Annotated in this window: 12 protein-coding genes, 1 rRNA gene and 2 pseudogenes; 10 read left to right on the forward strand and 5 right to left on the reverse strand. The window is 70.4% G+C overall.

The window, feature by feature from the left end; translation table 11 throughout:
- Positions 1-32 precede the first annotated feature (32 nt).
- Positions 33-3158 (reverse strand): SCO5717 family growth-regulating ATPase, encoded by a 3126-nt coding sequence (locus ACZ7MF_RS08015; RefSeq protein WP_471475144.1) that lies wholly within the window; start codon positions 3156-3158, stop codon positions 33-35.
- A gap of 246 nt (positions 3159-3404) precedes the next feature.
- Positions 3405-3884 (reverse strand): annotated as a pseudogene (locus tag ACZ7MF_RS08020) (hypothetical protein); the annotation flags it as partial.
- Positions 3885-3892: 8 nt separating this feature from the next.
- Between ACZ7MF_RS08020 and ACZ7MF_RS08025 the strand changes: the two are divergent.
- A pseudogene (locus ACZ7MF_RS08025) lies at positions 3893-4573 on the forward strand (type VII secretion integral membrane protein EccD); the annotation flags it as partial.
- Positions 4574-4663: 90 nt separating this feature from the next.
- On the opposite strand, the gene ACZ7MF_RS08030 reads toward ACZ7MF_RS08025, so the two are convergent.
- Positions 4664-4960, reverse strand: a complete 297-nt coding sequence (locus ACZ7MF_RS08030) for a DUF397 domain-containing protein (RefSeq protein ID WP_127894090.1) — start codon at positions 4958-4960, stop codon at positions 4664-4666.
- A 284-nt stretch (positions 4961-5244) separates the two neighbouring features.
- Here ACZ7MF_RS08030 and rpsO point away from each other — a divergent pair, with 284 nt between their 5' ends.
- The 5 genes from rpsO to ACZ7MF_RS08055 all read left to right on the forward strand — a co-directional run bounded on the left by rpsO (position 5245) and on the right by ACZ7MF_RS08055 (position 10672).
- Positions 5245-5532: a 30S ribosomal protein S15 gene (gene rpsO, locus ACZ7MF_RS08035; RefSeq protein ID WP_003973291.1), complete on the forward strand. Its 288-nt coding sequence runs from the start codon at positions 5245-5247 to the stop codon at positions 5530-5532.
- Between the two features lie 283 nt (positions 5533-5815).
- Complete coding sequence (locus ACZ7MF_RS08040) at positions 5816-8035, forward strand: polyribonucleotide nucleotidyltransferase (protein ID WP_471475145.1); 2220 nt, start codon at positions 5816-5818, stop codon at positions 8033-8035.
- Positions 8032-9411, forward strand: coding sequence for a M16 family metallopeptidase (locus ACZ7MF_RS08045; RefSeq protein WP_121716261.1), 1380 nt, complete (start codon positions 8032-8034; stop codon positions 9409-9411). The genes ACZ7MF_RS08040 and ACZ7MF_RS08045 overlap by 4 nt, the downstream gene beginning before the upstream one ends.
- Before the next feature lie 39 nt (positions 9412-9450).
- The gene (gene dapB / locus ACZ7MF_RS08050) at positions 9451-10203 is read left to right on the forward strand and encodes a 4-hydroxy-tetrahydrodipicolinate reductase (protein WP_102932732.1); all 753 of its coding nucleotides are present in this window, start codon (positions 9451-9453) and stop codon (positions 10201-10203) included.
- A gap of 13 nt (positions 10204-10216) precedes the next feature.
- Complete coding sequence (locus ACZ7MF_RS08055; protein ID WP_356866888.1) at positions 10217-10672, forward strand: tetratricopeptide repeat protein; 456 nt, start codon at positions 10217-10219, stop codon at positions 10670-10672.
- Positions 10673-10774: 102 nt separating this feature from the next.
- Here ACZ7MF_RS08055 and ACZ7MF_RS08060 read toward each other — a convergent pair whose 3' ends face one another.
- Positions 10775-11329 (reverse strand): hypothetical protein, encoded by a 555-nt coding sequence (locus ACZ7MF_RS08060; RefSeq protein WP_471475147.1) that lies wholly within the window; start codon positions 11327-11329, stop codon positions 10775-10777.
- Positions 11330-11445: 116 nt separating this feature from the next.
- Positions 11446-11685 (reverse strand): hypothetical protein, encoded by a 240-nt coding sequence (locus ACZ7MF_RS08065; RefSeq protein WP_159330385.1) that lies wholly within the window; start codon positions 11683-11685, stop codon positions 11446-11448.
- Between the two features lie 190 nt (positions 11686-11875).
- Between ACZ7MF_RS08065 and thyX the strand changes: the two genes are divergently transcribed.
- From thyX to ACZ7MF_RS08085, 4 genes are all read left to right on the forward strand, one after another.
- Positions 11876-12616, forward strand: coding sequence for an FAD-dependent thymidylate synthase (gene thyX / locus ACZ7MF_RS08070; RefSeq protein WP_471475148.1), 741 nt, complete (start codon positions 11876-11878; stop codon positions 12614-12616).
- A gap of 219 nt (positions 12617-12835) precedes the next feature.
- A complete protein-coding gene (gene dapA / locus ACZ7MF_RS08075; protein ID WP_471475150.1) occupies positions 12836-13735 on the forward strand; it encodes a 4-hydroxy-tetrahydrodipicolinate synthase in 900 nt (299 codons plus the stop codon).
- A 153-nt stretch (positions 13736-13888) separates the two neighbouring features.
- The gene (locus ACZ7MF_RS08080) at positions 13889-15574 is read left to right on the forward strand and encodes a ribonuclease J (protein WP_471475151.1); all 1686 of its coding nucleotides are present in this window, start codon (positions 13889-13891) and stop codon (positions 15572-15574) included.
- A 497-nt stretch (positions 15575-16071) separates the two neighbouring features.
- Positions 16072-16164: ribosomal RNA gene (locus tag ACZ7MF_RS08085) — 16S ribosomal RNA — on the forward strand; the annotation flags it as partial.

Here is a 16164-nt window from a genome sequence, read left to right on the forward strand (position 1 = left end):
GAGGACGGCGCGGGCCTTCGGAGGTGGTGGGGCTACTGCTGGGGCGGGGGCGGAGGGGGCGTCTGCCCCTGCTGCGGCGGCTGGGATGCCTGCCCCGGCTGTCCTGGCTGCCCCGGCTGTCCCTGTTGCGGATATCCGTAACCGGGCTGGGCGTAGGGCTGGCCGTAACCGGGCTGGGGGTACGGCTGCTGTTGTCCGGGCCCGGGCTGCGGCGGGTACGGCTGGCCCTGCTGCGGCGGCATCGGCTGACCGGGCATCTGCTGGCCCGGCATCTGCTGGCCCGGCATGGGCGGGGCGGCGACCGGCGGCGGATTGCCGTCGGACGTCCACAGGCCGTGCGACTGCTGGTGGCGGACGAAGTCCTCGGCGACCATGGCCGCGAGGTTGAAGTACGCCTCCCGCACCTTCGGCCGCATCATGTCGAGGTCGACCTCGGCACCGGCGGACAGATGCTCGTCGAACGGGACCACGACGACACCCCGGCAGCGGGTCTGGAAGTGCCCCACGATGTCGTCGACCTTGATCATCTTGCCCGTCTCGCGGACCCCGGAGATGACCGTGATCGACCGCGAGACGAGGTCGGCGTACCCGTGCGCCGACAACCAGTCCAGGGTCGTACTGGCGCTGCTCGCACCGTCCACGGACGGCGTCGAGATGATGATGAGCTGGTCGGCGAGGTCGAGCACGCCCCGCATGGCGCTGTAGAGGAGACCCGTGCCCGAGTCGGTGAGGATGATCGGGTACTGCTGACCGAGCACGTCGATCGCGCGCCGGTAGTCCTCGTCGTTGAAGGTCGTGGACACGGCCGGGTCGACGTCGTTGGCGATGATCTCCAGACCGGACGAGGCCTGCGAGGTGAACCGCCTGATGTCCATGTACGAGTTGAGATACGGGATCGCCTGGACGAGGTCCCGGATGGTGGCTCCGGTCTCCCGGCGCACCCGTCGGCCGAGCGTACCGGCGTCCGGGTTGGCGTCGATCGCGAGGATCTTGTCCTGCCGCTCGGTGGCGAGCGTGGAGCCGAGCGCGGTGGTGGTCGTCGTCTTGCCGACACCGCCCTTGAGGCTGATCACGGCGATGCGGTAGCAGGACAGCACCGGGGTGCGGATCAGGTCCAGCTTCCGCTGCCGCTCGGCCTCCTCCTTCTTCCCGCCCAGCTTGAACCGCGAACCGCCGGCCACGGGGCGGCTGCTCTTCGCCTTCTGCCGCTTGTTGTTCACCAGCCGGTCGGACGACAGCTCCACGGCCGCCGTGTAACCGAGCGGCGCCGCCCCCGGATTGGTGGCCTGCCGCTGGTCGTGCTGCATCGGCTGCGGCCAGGCGGCCCCGAGACGGGGATCGGCGGGCTGCTGGTGCGGCTGCGGCTGATGGGGCGGCTGGGGCTGCTGTGCCTGCGGCTGGTACTCCGGCTGCTGCGCAGGGGGCGCCTGGTGTGGGCGGGGCGCCGCCTGCGGTGCGTTGGGGTCCTGCCCCGGCTGACCGGGTTGGGCGGGCTGGACCGGCTGACCGGGCTGGGCGGGCGGAGTCTGACCGCCGCCCGGAGCCTGCGGCGCCTGCTGCGGCACACCGGGATACGGCTGCTGCTGCGGCGACGGCCCGTGCGGAGCCTGCGGCGCCTGAGGGAAGCCGTATCCGCCGGGCGGCTGGGCGGGGGAGTGGGGCTGGGGCTGGGGCTGTGGCTGCGGGGCCTGAGCGCCGGGCTGCGGGAAACCGTAACCGGGCTGAGCCGCGGGCGGCGCCTCCCACCCGGCGGGCGCCGGCTGCGGAGCCTGCGGCTGGAACGGAGGCTGCTGCGCCGGTACCCCCGGCTGCTCGGGAGGGGCGGGTGCGGGCTGGGGCTGTGCCGGCCACTGGTGGGCCGCCGCGGGCGCGACCGGCGGGTACGACGGAGGCAGCGGCGGCATGCCCGCGGGCGCCGGTGGCGCCGCGTCCTGCGGAACGGCGTCCTGCGGCACGTTGTCGGCCGGCGGGGCGGCATCGTTGGGCACCGCGTCCGCGGGCACGGCGTCCACGGGCTCGTCCCCCGCCGGGACGCTGTCCTCGGGCTCGGCGACGGTCTGCTCCGCGGACTCGGACTCGGCGACGGCCGCCAGGACGACCGGCTCCAGTTCCGGCTCCGGCTCGGCGTCGGGGGCCGGCCCACCGAGGCGGGGGTCGGCCACGTCGCCGTATCCGCCACCGGACACCGCGCGAGAAGCGCCGTCGGAGTCCGACTCGAAGCCGGACTCCGTGTCGACGTCAGTTTTGGCGTCGGCGTGGGTATCGGTATCGGTATCGGTATCGGCCTCAGTGAAGCCCGTGCTCACGAAGGGCTCGTTGGGCTCGTCCGGCGTGTCACCGACCTCGTCGGTACCGGCCGCCGGGCCCTCCCCGGCGGTGTCCTCCGCGGCGGCCCGCTCGGCGATCTCACGCTTGAGGGCGACCGCGGAGAAGCGCATGGTCGCGCCGCTTTCCAGGTCGCCGTTGTCGAGGTCGCCGTTGTCGGGCTCGCGGTCGGGTTCAGGTTCGGGCTCGGCCGCTGCCCCGGGCTCCTCGGCGGGCGGCGGCGGAACGGGAGCCTGAAGCTGGAACCCCCCGGCCGGGAACGACGGCAGGGCCGTGGGCGAGGCGAGATCCGCAGCAGGCGCCGGTTCGGCCACGGGCTCCGGCTCCGGCTCCGGCGTCCGAACCTCCGGCTCGGGCTCCGGCGGCGCGGACTGCTGCGACGGCGACGGCTGCGGCTCGAAGCCGCTCCCCACCGGCAACTTGGGCACCCCGGCCGGTCCTCCGCTCGGCGGCGCGGGCGGAGTGAACGGCGCACCCGGCCCCGGCGGCGGAGGCGTGAAGGGCGCACCCGGGGCGGGAGCCGGCACGGAGGAAGGCCCATGGGGCGTCGCGTGCGGCGGCGGAGTCAGCCCCGGCAACGGCGGAACCGGACCACGAGGCGCGGGCGGGGCCGTCGGAGCGGAAGGCGGGGGAGACCCGGCCGAACCGGCAGGCGGATCGGCCCCCTCACCCTCCCCCTGCCCTCCGTCGCCGGACGCGTTCTGCGTGTACCAGGCGGGCGGCGCGTAGTCGATGGTGAACTCGCCGGTCGTCTCGACGGAGGACTCCGCGTCGGGTTGGTCATCGCCGGGTGTAGCCCAGCCCCCGCGGATCCCGTCCCGATCGCTGCTCACAGTTCCTCCTGGTGTGGTCGAGCACCCTCATGCCGTGCTGGGGCGACCCTTGCTTGTCATTCGAAATTGTCCGAGGTCGTCCGATCCACCGGTTCTCCCCCTGAGACGCCGACGCCCGCTCACGGGTTCTGGTGTCGCGCCCGACACCAGCCTAATCACGAGTGACCCACCCCCGTCAGGCCCCCGTGCCCCTGCCCGCCTCGGTGCCCAACGTCACAACTGACACAAAAAACAGGCGCTTTCACGTTATACGGGATGCAACCGGGCGATCTGGCCCAGGCGCTTCAGTCCGTCCATCCGCCGGGGCGTACCCAGGAGTCTGGCCTCCACATCGGTCGGCTGTGTCATCACGTACTGCCGGTCCCGTTCCGTACACCACAGGGTGACCCCGTCGGCGAGGGTCGGAAGTGCCTCGTACTCGGAGCGGGGCAGGCCGGTCACCCGGCCGCGAGGCGGACGCATGCCGCAGTCCCGGATGACCAGGACCGGTGCCGTGGCCGAGGCTCCCTGCGGAGGGACCCGGCCCACCTCGTGCACGGTCATGCCGGACTGACCGCGACCGACTGCCTGCACCATCTGTGCCCCAGTGGGCAGGGCGACCGGTCTCCACCGCCTCCCGGTCGCCGCAACGCGCAGCGCCAGGACCTGCGTGGTCCACAGTCCGCCGATCAGCAGGATGTCGAAGGGCGTCGGGCGGTTCACCCCGAGCACGGCGGGCAGTCCCTCGCCGTAGGGACAGCGCCTTCGTGGCGTTCGTCTTCTCGTCGGTGGTCGGCCTGCTCGCGACGTTCGTGGCGATGCTGACGGAGCTGGAGCCGATGGAGACGGCCGCGGTCTGCGCGGTCCTGTCGGTGTGCGCCCTCGCCTTCCTGCCGGGCCTGTCGCTGCGCTTCGCGCGGCTGCCCATCGGCTTCGAGCCGCCCAGCCAGCCGCGCGGCTCCTACTCGGGGGACGAGACCGGCGCGCCGGAACCCGTGGACGTCGAGCGCATCGCGGCGCAGGCCCGCCGTGGCCATGAGCTCCTCGCGGGACTGGTCGGCGGCTGCGCGTTGGTGATGCGGGCGCAGCTGTTCCGGTACACCACCCAGGTTGCCGCCACGCTGGCCGCCGGGCTGGCCTGTCTGGTCTTCCTCGGCCTGGGACTGGCCATGAAGCCGCCCGTGGAGTACGTGCGGGACGCGCTCCAGGGCGACACCGCCGCCCTGGACATGCGCAGCGTCTGGCTGGCGGCGGCGGTCGCCGCGGCTGTGGCGCTGGTCACCGCGATCGGCCTGATCGCCCCTCGGCGCGGCGTGACGCCCTTCTGGGGACGCTTCATGGAGATCGCCGAGGTCTTCGTGCTCCTGACGCTGATCCCCTTGGCTCTCGCCGTGTTCGACGTCTACTCCGCGGCGCGGTCGATGGCAGGCGACTGAGGGGCGGCTCGCGCAGCGTACGGGGAACGGGGACACCGGCTCCCCCTCGTACGCAGCGAGGGAGGGTGTGCGGCACAGCCTCCTCCCCTTCTACTCGACGTCGCCCCCGGAGCGCTCCGCAGCCGGCTCCAGGTCGAACTCCCCGTCCCGCGCACCGAGCACGAACGCCCGCCACTCCGCCTCCGTGTACCGCAGCACGGTGTCGTGGTCGAGCGACGACCGCATCGCGACGGCGCCCTCCGGCAGGTAGGCGATCTCGACCCGTTCCTCGTGGGACTCGGTGCCGGGCGCGCTGTGCCATTCGACGCCCGAGATGTCGAGGGCGTAGAGCTCGTCCCGCTCCCGGTCCTTGCGTGCTCGGAGTTCCTTGTCCTCGGCATCGGCCATGGCGCCCGGGTCCTTCCTGCTGTACCAACGAAGTGTGCGGTCACCATACTTGTCCCTGTTCTTCCAGGTCAGCGGTTCACCGACGGAGGCACCGGTACGGGGGACGGGCGGAGGCGTCCCTACGGGCTGGTACCCTGTGTGACGGCCGTTTGTGTACGCGCCCCCGGAGCCCCCGAGCCCTGGAGGTCGCGCCCAGCGGATCCCCGCCTTCCGAGTTACGGAAGATCCCCCGAGACGTAGACCGGGGGCACTCGGTGGCCAGTCACAGACCAAGAGGAGTACGCGTGTCGCTCGACGCCGCAGTGAAGAAGCAGATCATCACCGAGTTCGGTACCAAGGAGGGCGACACCGGCTCCCCCGAGGTCCAGGTCGCTCTGCTGTCCCGTCGGATCTCCGACCTGACCGAGCACCTCAAGACCCACAAGCACGACCACCACTCCCGTCGTGGTCTGCTCATCCTGGTCGGCCAGCGTCGCCGGCTGCTGCAGTACCTCGCCAAGAAGGACATCCAGCGCTTCCGTGCGCTGGTCGAGCGCCTCGGCATCCGCCGCGGTGCGGCGGGCGCCCGCTAGCACGCCGTGAAGGGAGCGGTTCCCATTCTGAAGGGGGCCGCTCCCTTTGCTGTACGTGCGCGCTGTCGCCACCCCTTTGTAGTGTGGTAACAGAAGAACAAGACGTACGAGGAGAAGCGGACCGCACCGCAGCCGCCGGTCCTCGGTAGTGGCCCCCGGGGGCAGATCCCCGGGTGCTTCGATCGAAGACCGGCCCGCATTGCACGGAACGCTTCTCCGGCACCGTCCCCTCCGCCACACGGGCGGGCGGGACAAAAGACGACAAGCATCGGAGAAACCACTAGTGGAGAACGAGACCCACTACGCCGAAGCCGTGATCGACAACGGCGCGTTCGGCACCCGCACCATCCGCTTCGAGACGGGCCGCCTGGCCCGTCAGGCCGCCGGTTCCGCCGTGGCGTACCTGGACGACGACACCATGGTGCTGTCGGCCACCAGCGCCTCCAAGAACCCCAAGGACCAGCTCGACTTCTTCCCGCTCACGGTGGACGTCGAGGAGCGGATGTACGCCGCCGGCAAGATCCCCGGCAGCTTCTTCCGTCGTGAGGGCCGGCCCTCCGAGGACGCCGTCCTCACCTGCCGCCTCATCGACCGCCCGCTGCGCCCGTCCTTCAAGAAGGGCCTGCGCAACGAGATCCAGGTCGTCGCGACGATCATGGCCCTCAACCCCGACCACCTGTACGACGTCGTGGCGATCAACGCCGCCTCCGCGTCGACCCAGCTGGCCGGCCTGCCCTTCTCCGGCCCGATCGGCGGCGTCCGCGTCGCGCTGATCCGCGGCCAGTGGGTGGCCTTCCCGACGCACACCGAGCTCGAGGACGCCGTCTTCGACATGGTCGTCGCGGGCCGCGTCCTGGAGGACGGCGACGTCGCGATCATGATGGTCGAGGCCGAGGCCACAGACAAGACCATCAAGCTGGTCGAGGGCGGCGCCGAGGCGCCCACCGAGGAGGTCGTCGCCGCCGGTCTGGACGCCGCGAAGCCCTTCATCAAGGTGCTGTGCCGTGCCCAGGCCGACCTCGCCGCCAAGGCCGCCAAGCCGACCGGCGAGTTCCCGATCTTCCTGGACTTCCAGGACGACGTCCTCGAGGCGCTGACCGGCGCCGTCAAGCCCGAGCTGACGCAGGCGCTCACCATCGCCGGCAAGCAGGAGCGCGAGGCCGAGCTGGACCGCGTCAAGGGGCTCGCCGCCGAGAAGCTCCTCCCGGAGTTCGAGGGCCGCGAGAAGGAGATCTCCGCCGCGTACCGCGCGCTGACCAAGTCCCTGGTGCGCGAGCGCGTCATCAAGGAGAAGAAGCGCATCGACGGCCGCGGTGTCACCGACATCCGCACCCTGGCCGCCGAGGTCGAGGCCATCCCGCGCGTGCACGGCTCCGCCCTGTTCGAGCGTGGCGAGACCCAGATCCTGGGCGTCACCACCCTGAACATGCTCCGGATGGAGCAGCAGCTGGACACCCTCTCCCCGGTGACCCGCAAGCGCTACATGCACAACTACAACTTCCCGCCGTACTCCGTCGGCGAGACCGGCCGCGTCGGCTCCCCGAAGCGCCGCGAGATCGGCCACGGCGCCCTCGCCGAGCGCGCCATCGTGCCGGTGCTGCCGACGCGCGAGGAGTTCCCCTACGCGATCCGCCAGGTGTCCGAGGCCCTCGGCTCCAACGGCTCGACGTCCATGGGCTCGGTCTGCGCCTCCACCATGTCGCTGCTGAACGCCGGTGTGCCGCTCAAGGCCCCCGTCGCCGGTATCGCCATGGGCCTGATCTCCCAGGAGATCAACGGCGAGACGCACTACGTCGCCCTCACCGACATCCTCGGTGCGGAGGACGCCTTCGGCGACATGGACTTCAAGGTCGCCGGCACCAAGGAGTTCGTGACCGCCCTCCAGCTCGACACCAAGCTGGACGGCATCCCCGCCTCCGTCCTGGCCGCCGCCCTCAAGCAGGCCCGTGACGCCCGCCTCCACATCCTCGACGTGATGATGGAAGCGATCGACACGCCGGACGAGATGTCCCCGAACGCGCCGCGGATCATCACCGTGAAGATCCCCGTCGACAAGATCGGTGAGGTCATCGGCCCCAAGGGCAAGATGATCAACCAGATCCAGGAGGACACGGGCGCCGACATCACGATCGAGGACGACGGCACCATCTACATCGGTGCCGCCGACGGCCCGGCCGCCGAGGCCGCCCGCGCCACGATCAACGGCATCGCCAACCCGACCATGCCCGAGGTCGGCGAGCGCTACCTGGGCACGGTCGTCAAGACGACCACCTTCGGCGCGTTCGTCTCCCTGCTGCCCGGCAAGGACGGTCTGCTGCACATCTCGCAGATCCGCAAGCTGGCCGGCGGCAAGCGCGTGGAGAACGTCGAGGACGTCCTCGGCGTGGGCCAGAAGGTCCAGGTCGAGATCGCCGAGATCGACTCCCGCGGCAAGCTCTCCCTGATCCCCGTGATCGAGGGCGAGGAAGGCAGCGAAGACAAGAAGGACGACGCCGACAAGTGACGTCCCGTAGCGCCACGGCGACGGCCCGCACCTCCTCGGAGGCGCGGGCCGTCGCCCGTACCCAAACCCTCATCAAGGGCGAGCACGGCATCGGCACGGTCCGCAGGACGACCCTCCCCGGCGGCCTGCGCATCGTCACCGAGACCCTCCCCTCGGTCCGCTCGGCGACCTTCGGCATCTGGGCCCACGTCGGCTCCCGCGACGAGACCCCGGCCCTGAACGGCGCCACCCACTACCTGGAGCACCTGCTCTTCAAGGGCACCCGCAAGCGCAGTGCCCTGGACATCTCCTCCGCCATCGACGCGGTCGGCGGCGAGATGAACGCGTTCACGGCGAAGGAGTACACGTGCTACTACGCGCGCGTGCTCGACACCGACCTGCCGCTCGCCATCGACGTGGTGTGCGACATGCTGACCGGCTCGCTGATCCAGGAGGAGGACGTCGACGTCGAGCGCGGCGCCATCCTCGAAGAGATCGCGATGACCGAGGACGACCCGGGCGACTGCGTGCACGACCTGTTCGCGCACACCATGTTCGGCGACAACGCGCTGGGCCGCCCCGTCCTCGGCACCGTCGACACGGTCAACGCCCTCACCGCCGACCGCATCCGCCGCTTCTACCGGAAGCACTACGACCCCACCCATCTGGTGGTCGCCGCGGCCGGCAACGTCGACCACAACAAGGTCGTACGTCAGGTCCGCGCCGCCTTCGAGAAGGCCGGCGCCCTCAAGGACCCGGCGGCCCAGCCGCTCGCCCCGCGCGACGGCCGGCGCACCGTCCGTGCCGCCGGACGCGTCGAGCTGATCGGCCGCAAGACCGAGCAGGCCCACGTCATCCTCGGCATGCCGGGCCTGGCCCGCACCGACGAGCGCCGGTGGGCGATGGGCGTCCTCAACACCGCCCTCGGCGGCGGCATGTCCTCGCGCCTCTTCCAGGAGGTCCGGGAGAAGCGCGGCCTGGCCTACAGCGTGTACTCGTACACGTCCGGCTTCGCCGACTGCGGCCTCTTCGGCGTGTACGCGGGCTGCCGGCCCTCCCAGGTGCACGACGTGCTCAAGATCTGCCGCGACGAGCTGGACCACGTCGCCGAGCACGGCCTCACGGACGACGAGATCGGCCGCGCCGTCGGCCAGCTCCAGGGCTCCACGGTCCTCGGTCTGGAGGACACGGGCGCGCTGATGAACCGTATCGGCAAGAGCGAGCTGTGCTGGGGCGAGCAGATGTCGGTCGACGACATGCTGGCCCGGATAGCCTCGGTCACGCCGGACGACGTCCGCGCCGTCGCCCGCGACGTCCTGGGACGACGGCCGTCCCTGTCGGTCATCGGCCCGCTCAAGGACAAGCAGGCGTCCCGGCTGCACGACGCCGTCGCCTGACGGTCCCGTTCCGAGAAGTTCGAGAAGGAAGCATGTGACATGAGCAAGCTGCGCGTGGCCGTCCTCGGTGCCAAGGGCCGGATCGGCTCCGAGGCGGTACGGGCGGTCGAGGCCGCCGAGGACATGGAGCTGGTCGCCGCCCTCGGCCGGGGCGACAGCCTGGAGGCGCTGGCCGAGTCCGGCGCCCAGGTCGCCGTCGAGCTGACCACGCCCGCCTCGGTGATGGACAACCTCGACTACTGCCTGCGCCACGGCATCCACGCCGTCGTCGGCACCACCGGCTGGACCGACGAGCGCCTCGCGCAGCTGAACGCGTGGCTCGACGCCTCCCCGGGGACCGGCGTGCTCATCGCGCCGAACTTCTCCATCGGCGCCGTGCTGACCATGAAGTTCGCGCAGATCGCAGCCCCGTACTTCGAGTCCGTCGAGGTCGTCGAACTGCACCACCCGAACAAGGTGGACGCCCCCAGCGGCACCGCCACCCGCACCGCCCAGCTGATCGCTCAGGCCCGGCAGAAGGCAGGCTCCGCACCGGCGCCCGACGCCACTGCCACCGCCCTGGACGGCGCCCGCGGGGCGGACGTGGACGGGGTCCCGGTGCACGCGATCCGGCTGCGCGGCCTGCTCGCCCACCAGGAGGTCCTGCTCGGCGGCGAGGGCGAGACCCTCACCGTCCGGCACGACTCCCTGCACCACAGCAGCTTCATGCCGGGCATCCTGCTGGGCGCCCGTCGGGTGGTCACCACCCCGGGCCTCACTTTCGGCCTGGAACACTTCCTGGACCTGAACTGAGACCGTCACCCTGATGCGCGCGAAGATCACCTACCTCGTCACGGCCGCCGTCCTGGTCTTCTACTTCGCCCTGGTCGGCAGCCGCGGCGTCCTGCTCATCAAGACCGGCACCCTCCTCACCGTCACCTTCGGCGTCGCGGTGCTGATCCTGCCGGTGATCGGCCTGTGGTTCCTCTGGAAGAACACCCAGTTCGTCCGCAGGGCCAACCAGCTCGCCGCCGAACTCGACGCCGAGGGCGGACTGCCCGTAGACGAGCTGAAGCGCACTCCCAGCGGCCGGGTCGACCGGGAGTCGGCCGACGCGGTCTTCGCCCTGCGCAGGGCCGAGACCGAGGACGCCCCCGGCGACTGGCGCAGCTGGTTCCGCCTCGCCGTCGCCTACCACGACGCCCGCGACACCCCGCGCGCCCGCAAGGCGATGCAGCGGGCGATCGCCCTGCACGACGGCAAGCAGGTCGAGGCCGCCTGAGCGGACCGCATACCAGACGCCGGGGCCCGGACCGCAACTGCGCGGTCCGGGCCCCGGCGTCTCGACTTCGGGTGCGTCAGCCTCGTCGGACTGTCGGTCGCGTCAGCCCCGTCGGTACTCGTCCGCCCACGCCTCCACCGCGTCGGCCGCCCGGTTGAAGGCGCCGTCGCGGGCGAGGAAGTCGGAGTTGTGCGAGGTCAGCAGCGGGGACATCGGCTCCACCGACCGGCCCTGCCGCACGAGCAGCAGCGCCTGTCCCTGCACGGTGCGCGGCAGTCCCAGCCAGCGCACCGGCTGCTGCACCGTGCGCAAGCTGGCGACCTGCTGCCAGGCGACCGTGCGCGTGGTGAAGAAGCCCACCTGACGCACACCGTGCGCGCTCACCCACGCGCCCATGCGCAGCATCCGCAGCGCGCAGAGGATGACGACGACCGCGAGGCCGAAGACCACCCCGGCGGAGGACGGCCCGCCGGTCGCCGCGATGACGACCGCCGCGAACAGGACGAACGAGGCGAGCAGCAGCATCAGGGCCGCCGCCCCCACGCGCCACGGCCCCGGCCGGTAGGGCCGGCGCCAGAGGTCGCGGTCGTCGTACGGCAGCGCGACGTCGTCGGCCGTGTCAAAGGCGCGGTCGGCCGTCAGGAAGGGCAGGGGCACGGCTGGTCCTCACTCGTTCCAAGGCAAGTGTTGTGCCCGGTGAGGCTACCGACCTGTGTCTCCGGTCACCACCCTCGGGGGTCCGGATGGAGCCGGGCCGGCCGTGCCCGACGCGCCTAGCGCCCCTCGGACGCCTGCGACGGCTGCTTGTGCGAGGAGGGCTGGTCTGCCGACAGGGCGGGCATCCCGATCACCAGGGAGCCGACCAGACCGGCGACGACGGTGACGCCGAGGAGCCAGCGTCCGGCCAGCTGGCCGAAGGACGCCCGCTCGCGGGGCGGGGGTGTGACATTGCTGCGGAACCTGTCGGCCTCGGCGACGAAGGCGAACGGCACGGGTTCACGCCGGCGGATCATAGGGGCTGCGTCTCCCTTCAGGGACTGGAGTCAAGTGCTGTTACTCATACAGACGAACGAACGCCCCTTCAGGTGCCCTGTTTCGCCGACTTGATTGCGGCACGGCACCGATCGCCCGATTCGGCGCCTCTTGACGGGTCGTAGAGTGGCCTCGCCAAGCGCCGAGATTGACTGGGAAGGCCCTCCACACGTGACCGACATCCCCGCCGACGATCCGAAGATCGAACTCCGCAGCGACATCACCGTCGAGCTGGTCAAGAGCGCCGCGACCGACTCCGACGTGCTGTTCGCCGCCCGTGTCTCCACCGCCGGGGAGCAGTCCCTGGACGAGCTGAAGAAGGACCCGGAGCGCTCCAAGGGCCTGATCAACTACCTCATGCGGGACCGGCACGGCAGCCCGTTCGAGCACAACTCGATGACCTTCTTCGTGAGCGCCCCGATCTTCGTCTTCCGGGAGTTCATGCGGCACCGCGTCGGCTGGTCCTACAACGAGGAGTCGGGCCGCTACCGGGAGCTCCAGCCGGTCTTCTACGTGCCGGACACCTCCCGCAAGCTGGTGCAGCAGGGCCGCCCCGGCAAGTACGTCTTCGTCGAGGGCACCCCCGAGCAGCACGAGCTGGTGGGCGGCGCGATGGAGGACTCCTACCGCCAGGCCTATGCGACGTACCAGCAGATGCTCGCCGCCGGCGTCGCCCGCGAGGTGGCCCGCGCGGTGCTCCCCGTCGGCCTGTACTCGTCGATGTACGCGACCTGCAACGCCCGCTCGCTGATGCACTTCCTGGGCCTGCGCACCCAGCACGAGCTGGCCAAGGTGCCCTCCTTCCCGCAGCGGGAGATCGAGATGGCCGGCGAGAAGATGGAGGCGGAGTGGGCCCGCCTGATGCCGCTCACCCACGCCGCCTTCAACGCCAACGGCCGCGTGGCGCCGTAGCGGGCCGGGCCCGTCGGCCCGCCCGGCCGGGCACAGATGTACGCATCAACCATGTGAAGTGTCCGGATTGCGGCGTTTGGAGAAGTTCATCTAGCCTGATCAAAGGGACCCGGCACTGCTTGAACCCCCGAGCAGGCAGTGCCGGGCTCCACATCCGTTCCGACCTGCCGCCTCCCCCGAGGGCAGACCCCGCCCTGAGCAACGAGTAGCGTGTAACCCATGGCTCCGACCTCCACTCCGCAGATCCCCTTCGGGCGGGTCCTCACCGCCATGGTCACGCCCTTCACGGCGGACGGCGCACTCGACCTCGACGGCGCCCAGCGGCTCGCCACCCACCTGGTGGACGCAGGCAACGACGGCCTGATCATCAACGGCACCACCGGCGAGTCCCCGACCACCAGCGACGCGGAGAAAGCGGACCTCGTACGAGCCGTCCTGGAGGCCGTCGGAGACCGGGCGCACGTGGTCGCCGGAGTCGGCACCAACAACACCCAGCACAGCATCGAGCTGGCCCGCACCGCCGAGCGCGTCGGCGCCCACGGCCTGCTGCTCGTCACGCCGTACTACAACAAGCCCCCGCAGGAGGGCCTGTACCTGCACTTCACGGCCATCGCCGACGCCGCCGGGCTGCCGGTCATGCTCTACGACATCCCCGGCCGCAGCGGCGTCCCGATCAACACCGAGACGCTGGTCCGCCTCGCGGAGCACCCGCGGATCGTCGCCAACAAGGACGCCAAGGGCGACCTCGGCCGGGCCAGCTGGGCCATCGCGCGTTCCGGCCTCGCCTGGTACTCCGGCGACGACATGCTCAACCTGCCGCTGCTCGCCGTGGGCGCGGTCGGCTTCGTCTCCGTCGTCGGCCACGTCGTCACGCCCGAGCTGCGCGCCATGGTGGACGCGCACGTCGCCGGTGACGTACAGAAGGCCCTGGAGATCCACCAGAAGCTGCTCCCGGTCTTCACCGGCATGTTCCGCACCCAGGGCGTCATGACCACCAAGGGCGCGCTCGCCCTCCAGGGGCTGCCCGCGGGACCGCTGCGCGCCCCCATGGTCGGCCTCACGCCCGAGGAAACCGAGCAGCTCAAGATCGATCTTGCCGCCGGCGGGGTACAGCTCTGACATCAGACTTCGCACCACCGCACGACCGGACGGACTTCACAACTGAATAGACGGGCCACCGGTGCCCGCACCCCATACGACAACTGCTTCTGCACGAACGTCATGCGCGCCACGTGCCCACCGGTACGTGGCGCGTGTGGTGAGGAGAGTCTTTTGAGTCATCCGCATCCTGAACTGGGCCGGCCCCCGGCGCTTCCCAAGGGCGGCCTCCGGGTCACGCCCCTCGGCGGCCTCGGCGAAATCGGCCGCAACATGACGGTCTTCGAATACGGCGGCCGTCTGCTGATCGTCGACTGCGGCGTGCTCTTCCCCGAGGAGGAGCAGCCCGGCATCGACCTGATCCTGCCGGACTTCACGTCCATCCGGGACCGCCTCGACGACATCGAGGGCATCGTCCTGACCCACGGCCACGAGGACCACATCGGCGGCGTCCCCTTCCTCCTGAGGGAGAAGCCGGACATCCCGCTGATCGGCTCCAAGCTGACCCTCGCGCTCATCGAGGCCAAGCTCCAGGAGCACCGCATCCGCCCGTACACCCTCGAGGTGGCGGAGGGGCACCGCGAACGCGTCGGTCCCTTCGACTGCGAGTTCGTCGCGGTCAACCACTCCATCCCGGACGCGCTGGCCGTCGCCATCCGCACCCCGGCGGGCATGGTGGTCCACACCGGCGACTTCAAGATGGACCAGCTTCCGCTGGACGGCCGCCTCACGGACCTGCACGCGTTCGCGCGCCTCAGCGAGGAGGGCATCGACCTGCTCCTCGCCGACTCGACCAACGCCGAGGTACCGGGCTTCGTCCCGCCCGAGCGGGACATCTCGAACGTCCTGCGGCAGGTCTTCGCCAGTGCCCGCAAGCGCATCATCGTGGCGAGCTTCGCCAGCCACGTCCACCGCATCCAGCAGATCCTGGACGCGGCGCACGAGTACGGCCGTCGGGTCGCCTTCGTCGGCCGCTCCATGGTCCGCAACATGGGCATCGCGAGAGACCTCGGTTACCTCAAGGTCCCGCCGGGCCTGGTGGTCGACGTCAAGACGCTGGACGACCTGCCCGACAGCGAGGTGGTCCTGGTCTGCACGGGCTCCCAGGGCGAACCGATGGCCGCCCTGTCCCGCATGGCCAACCGCGACCACCAGATCCGCATCGTCAACGGCGACACGGTCATCCTGGCCTCGTCCCTCATCCCGGGCAACGAGAACGCGGTGTACCGCGTGATCAACGGCCTGACCCGCTGGGGCGCCAACGTCGTCCACAAGGGCAACGCCAAGGTCCACGTCTCGGGCCACGCCTCGGCCGGCGAGCTGCTGTACTTCTACAACATCTGCCGCCCGAAGAACCTGATGCCGGTCCACGGCGAATGGCGCCACCTGCGTGCCAACGCCGAGCTGGGCGCCCTGACCGGCGTCCCGCACGACCGCATCGTCATCGCCGAGGACGGTGTGGTCGTCGACCTCGTCGAGGGCAAGGCGAAGATCACCGGCAAGGTCCAGGCGGGGTACGTCTACGTCGACGGGCTCTCGGTCGGCGACGTCGGCGAACCGGCCCTCAAGGACCGCAAGATCCTCGGCGACGAGGGCATCATCTCGGTCTTCGTGGTCATGGACTCCTCCACCGGCAAGATCACCGGCGGGCCGCACGTCCAGGCCCGAGGCTCGGGCATCGACGACTCGGCCTTCGCCGCGGTGCTCCCCAAGATCACCGAGACGCTGGAACGCTCGGCCCAGGACGGAGTCGTCGAGCCGCACCAGTTGCAGCAGCTGATCCGCAGGACCCTCGGCAAGTGGGTCTCGGACACCTACCGGCGCCGGCCGATGATCCTGCCCGTCGTCGTGGAGGTCTGACGGCCCGTCGGACCACCGACAGCGCCAACCTGGAGCGGGGCGCCCCGATTTGCATCGGGGCGCCCCGCTCCAGTACGTTTACATCTCCGCTCGGACGGGCACCCGATCACTTCGTGGTCCGGAGCCGCCCAGGAGGGTGGAAATCCCGACTCAGAATCTCTGATAAAGTCGGAACCGCCGGAAAGGGAAACGCGAAAGCGGGAACCTGGAAAGCACCGAGGAAATCGGATCGGAAAGATCTGATAGAGTCGGAAACGCAAGACCGAAGGGAAGCGCCCGGAGGAAAGCCCGAGAGGGTGAGTACAAAGGAAGCGTCCGTTCCTTGAGAACTCAACAGCGTGCCAAAAGTCAACGCCAGATATGTTGATACCCCGTCTCCGGCCATTCGGCTGGGACGAGGTTCCTTTGAAGTAACACAACAGCGAGGACGCTGTGAACGGTCGGATTATTCCTCCGACTGTTCCGCTCTCGTGGTGTCACCCGATTACGGGTAAACATTCACGGAGAGTTTGATCCTGGCTCAGGACGAACGCTGGCGGCGTGCTTAACACATGCAAGTCGAACGATGAACCACTTCGGTGGGGATTAGT

Source organism: Streptomyces sp. NPDC111628, from assembly GCF_055635195.1.

Excerpts from the sequence above, each read along its gene's own strand:
- ACZ7MF_RS08030 (WP_127894090.1), bottom strand. The coding sequence starts at position 4,960 with ATGGCCGATGCCGAGGACAAGGAACTCCGAGCACGCAAGGACCGGGAG.
- dapB (WP_102932732.1), top strand. The coding sequence starts at position 9,451 with ATGAGCAAGCTGCGCGTGGCCGTCCTCGGTGCCAAGGGCCGGATCGGC.
- ACZ7MF_RS08055 (WP_356866888.1), top strand. The coding sequence starts at position 10,217 with ATGCGCGCGAAGATCACCTACCTCGTCACGGCCGCCGTCCTGGTCTTC.
- ACZ7MF_RS08065 (WP_159330385.1), bottom strand. The coding sequence starts at position 11,685 with ATGATCCGCCGGCGTGAACCCGTGCCGTTCGCCTTCGTCGCCGAGGCC.
- dapA (WP_471475150.1), top strand. The coding sequence starts at position 12,836 with ATGGCTCCGACCTCCACTCCGCAGATCCCCTTCGGGCGGGTCCTCACC.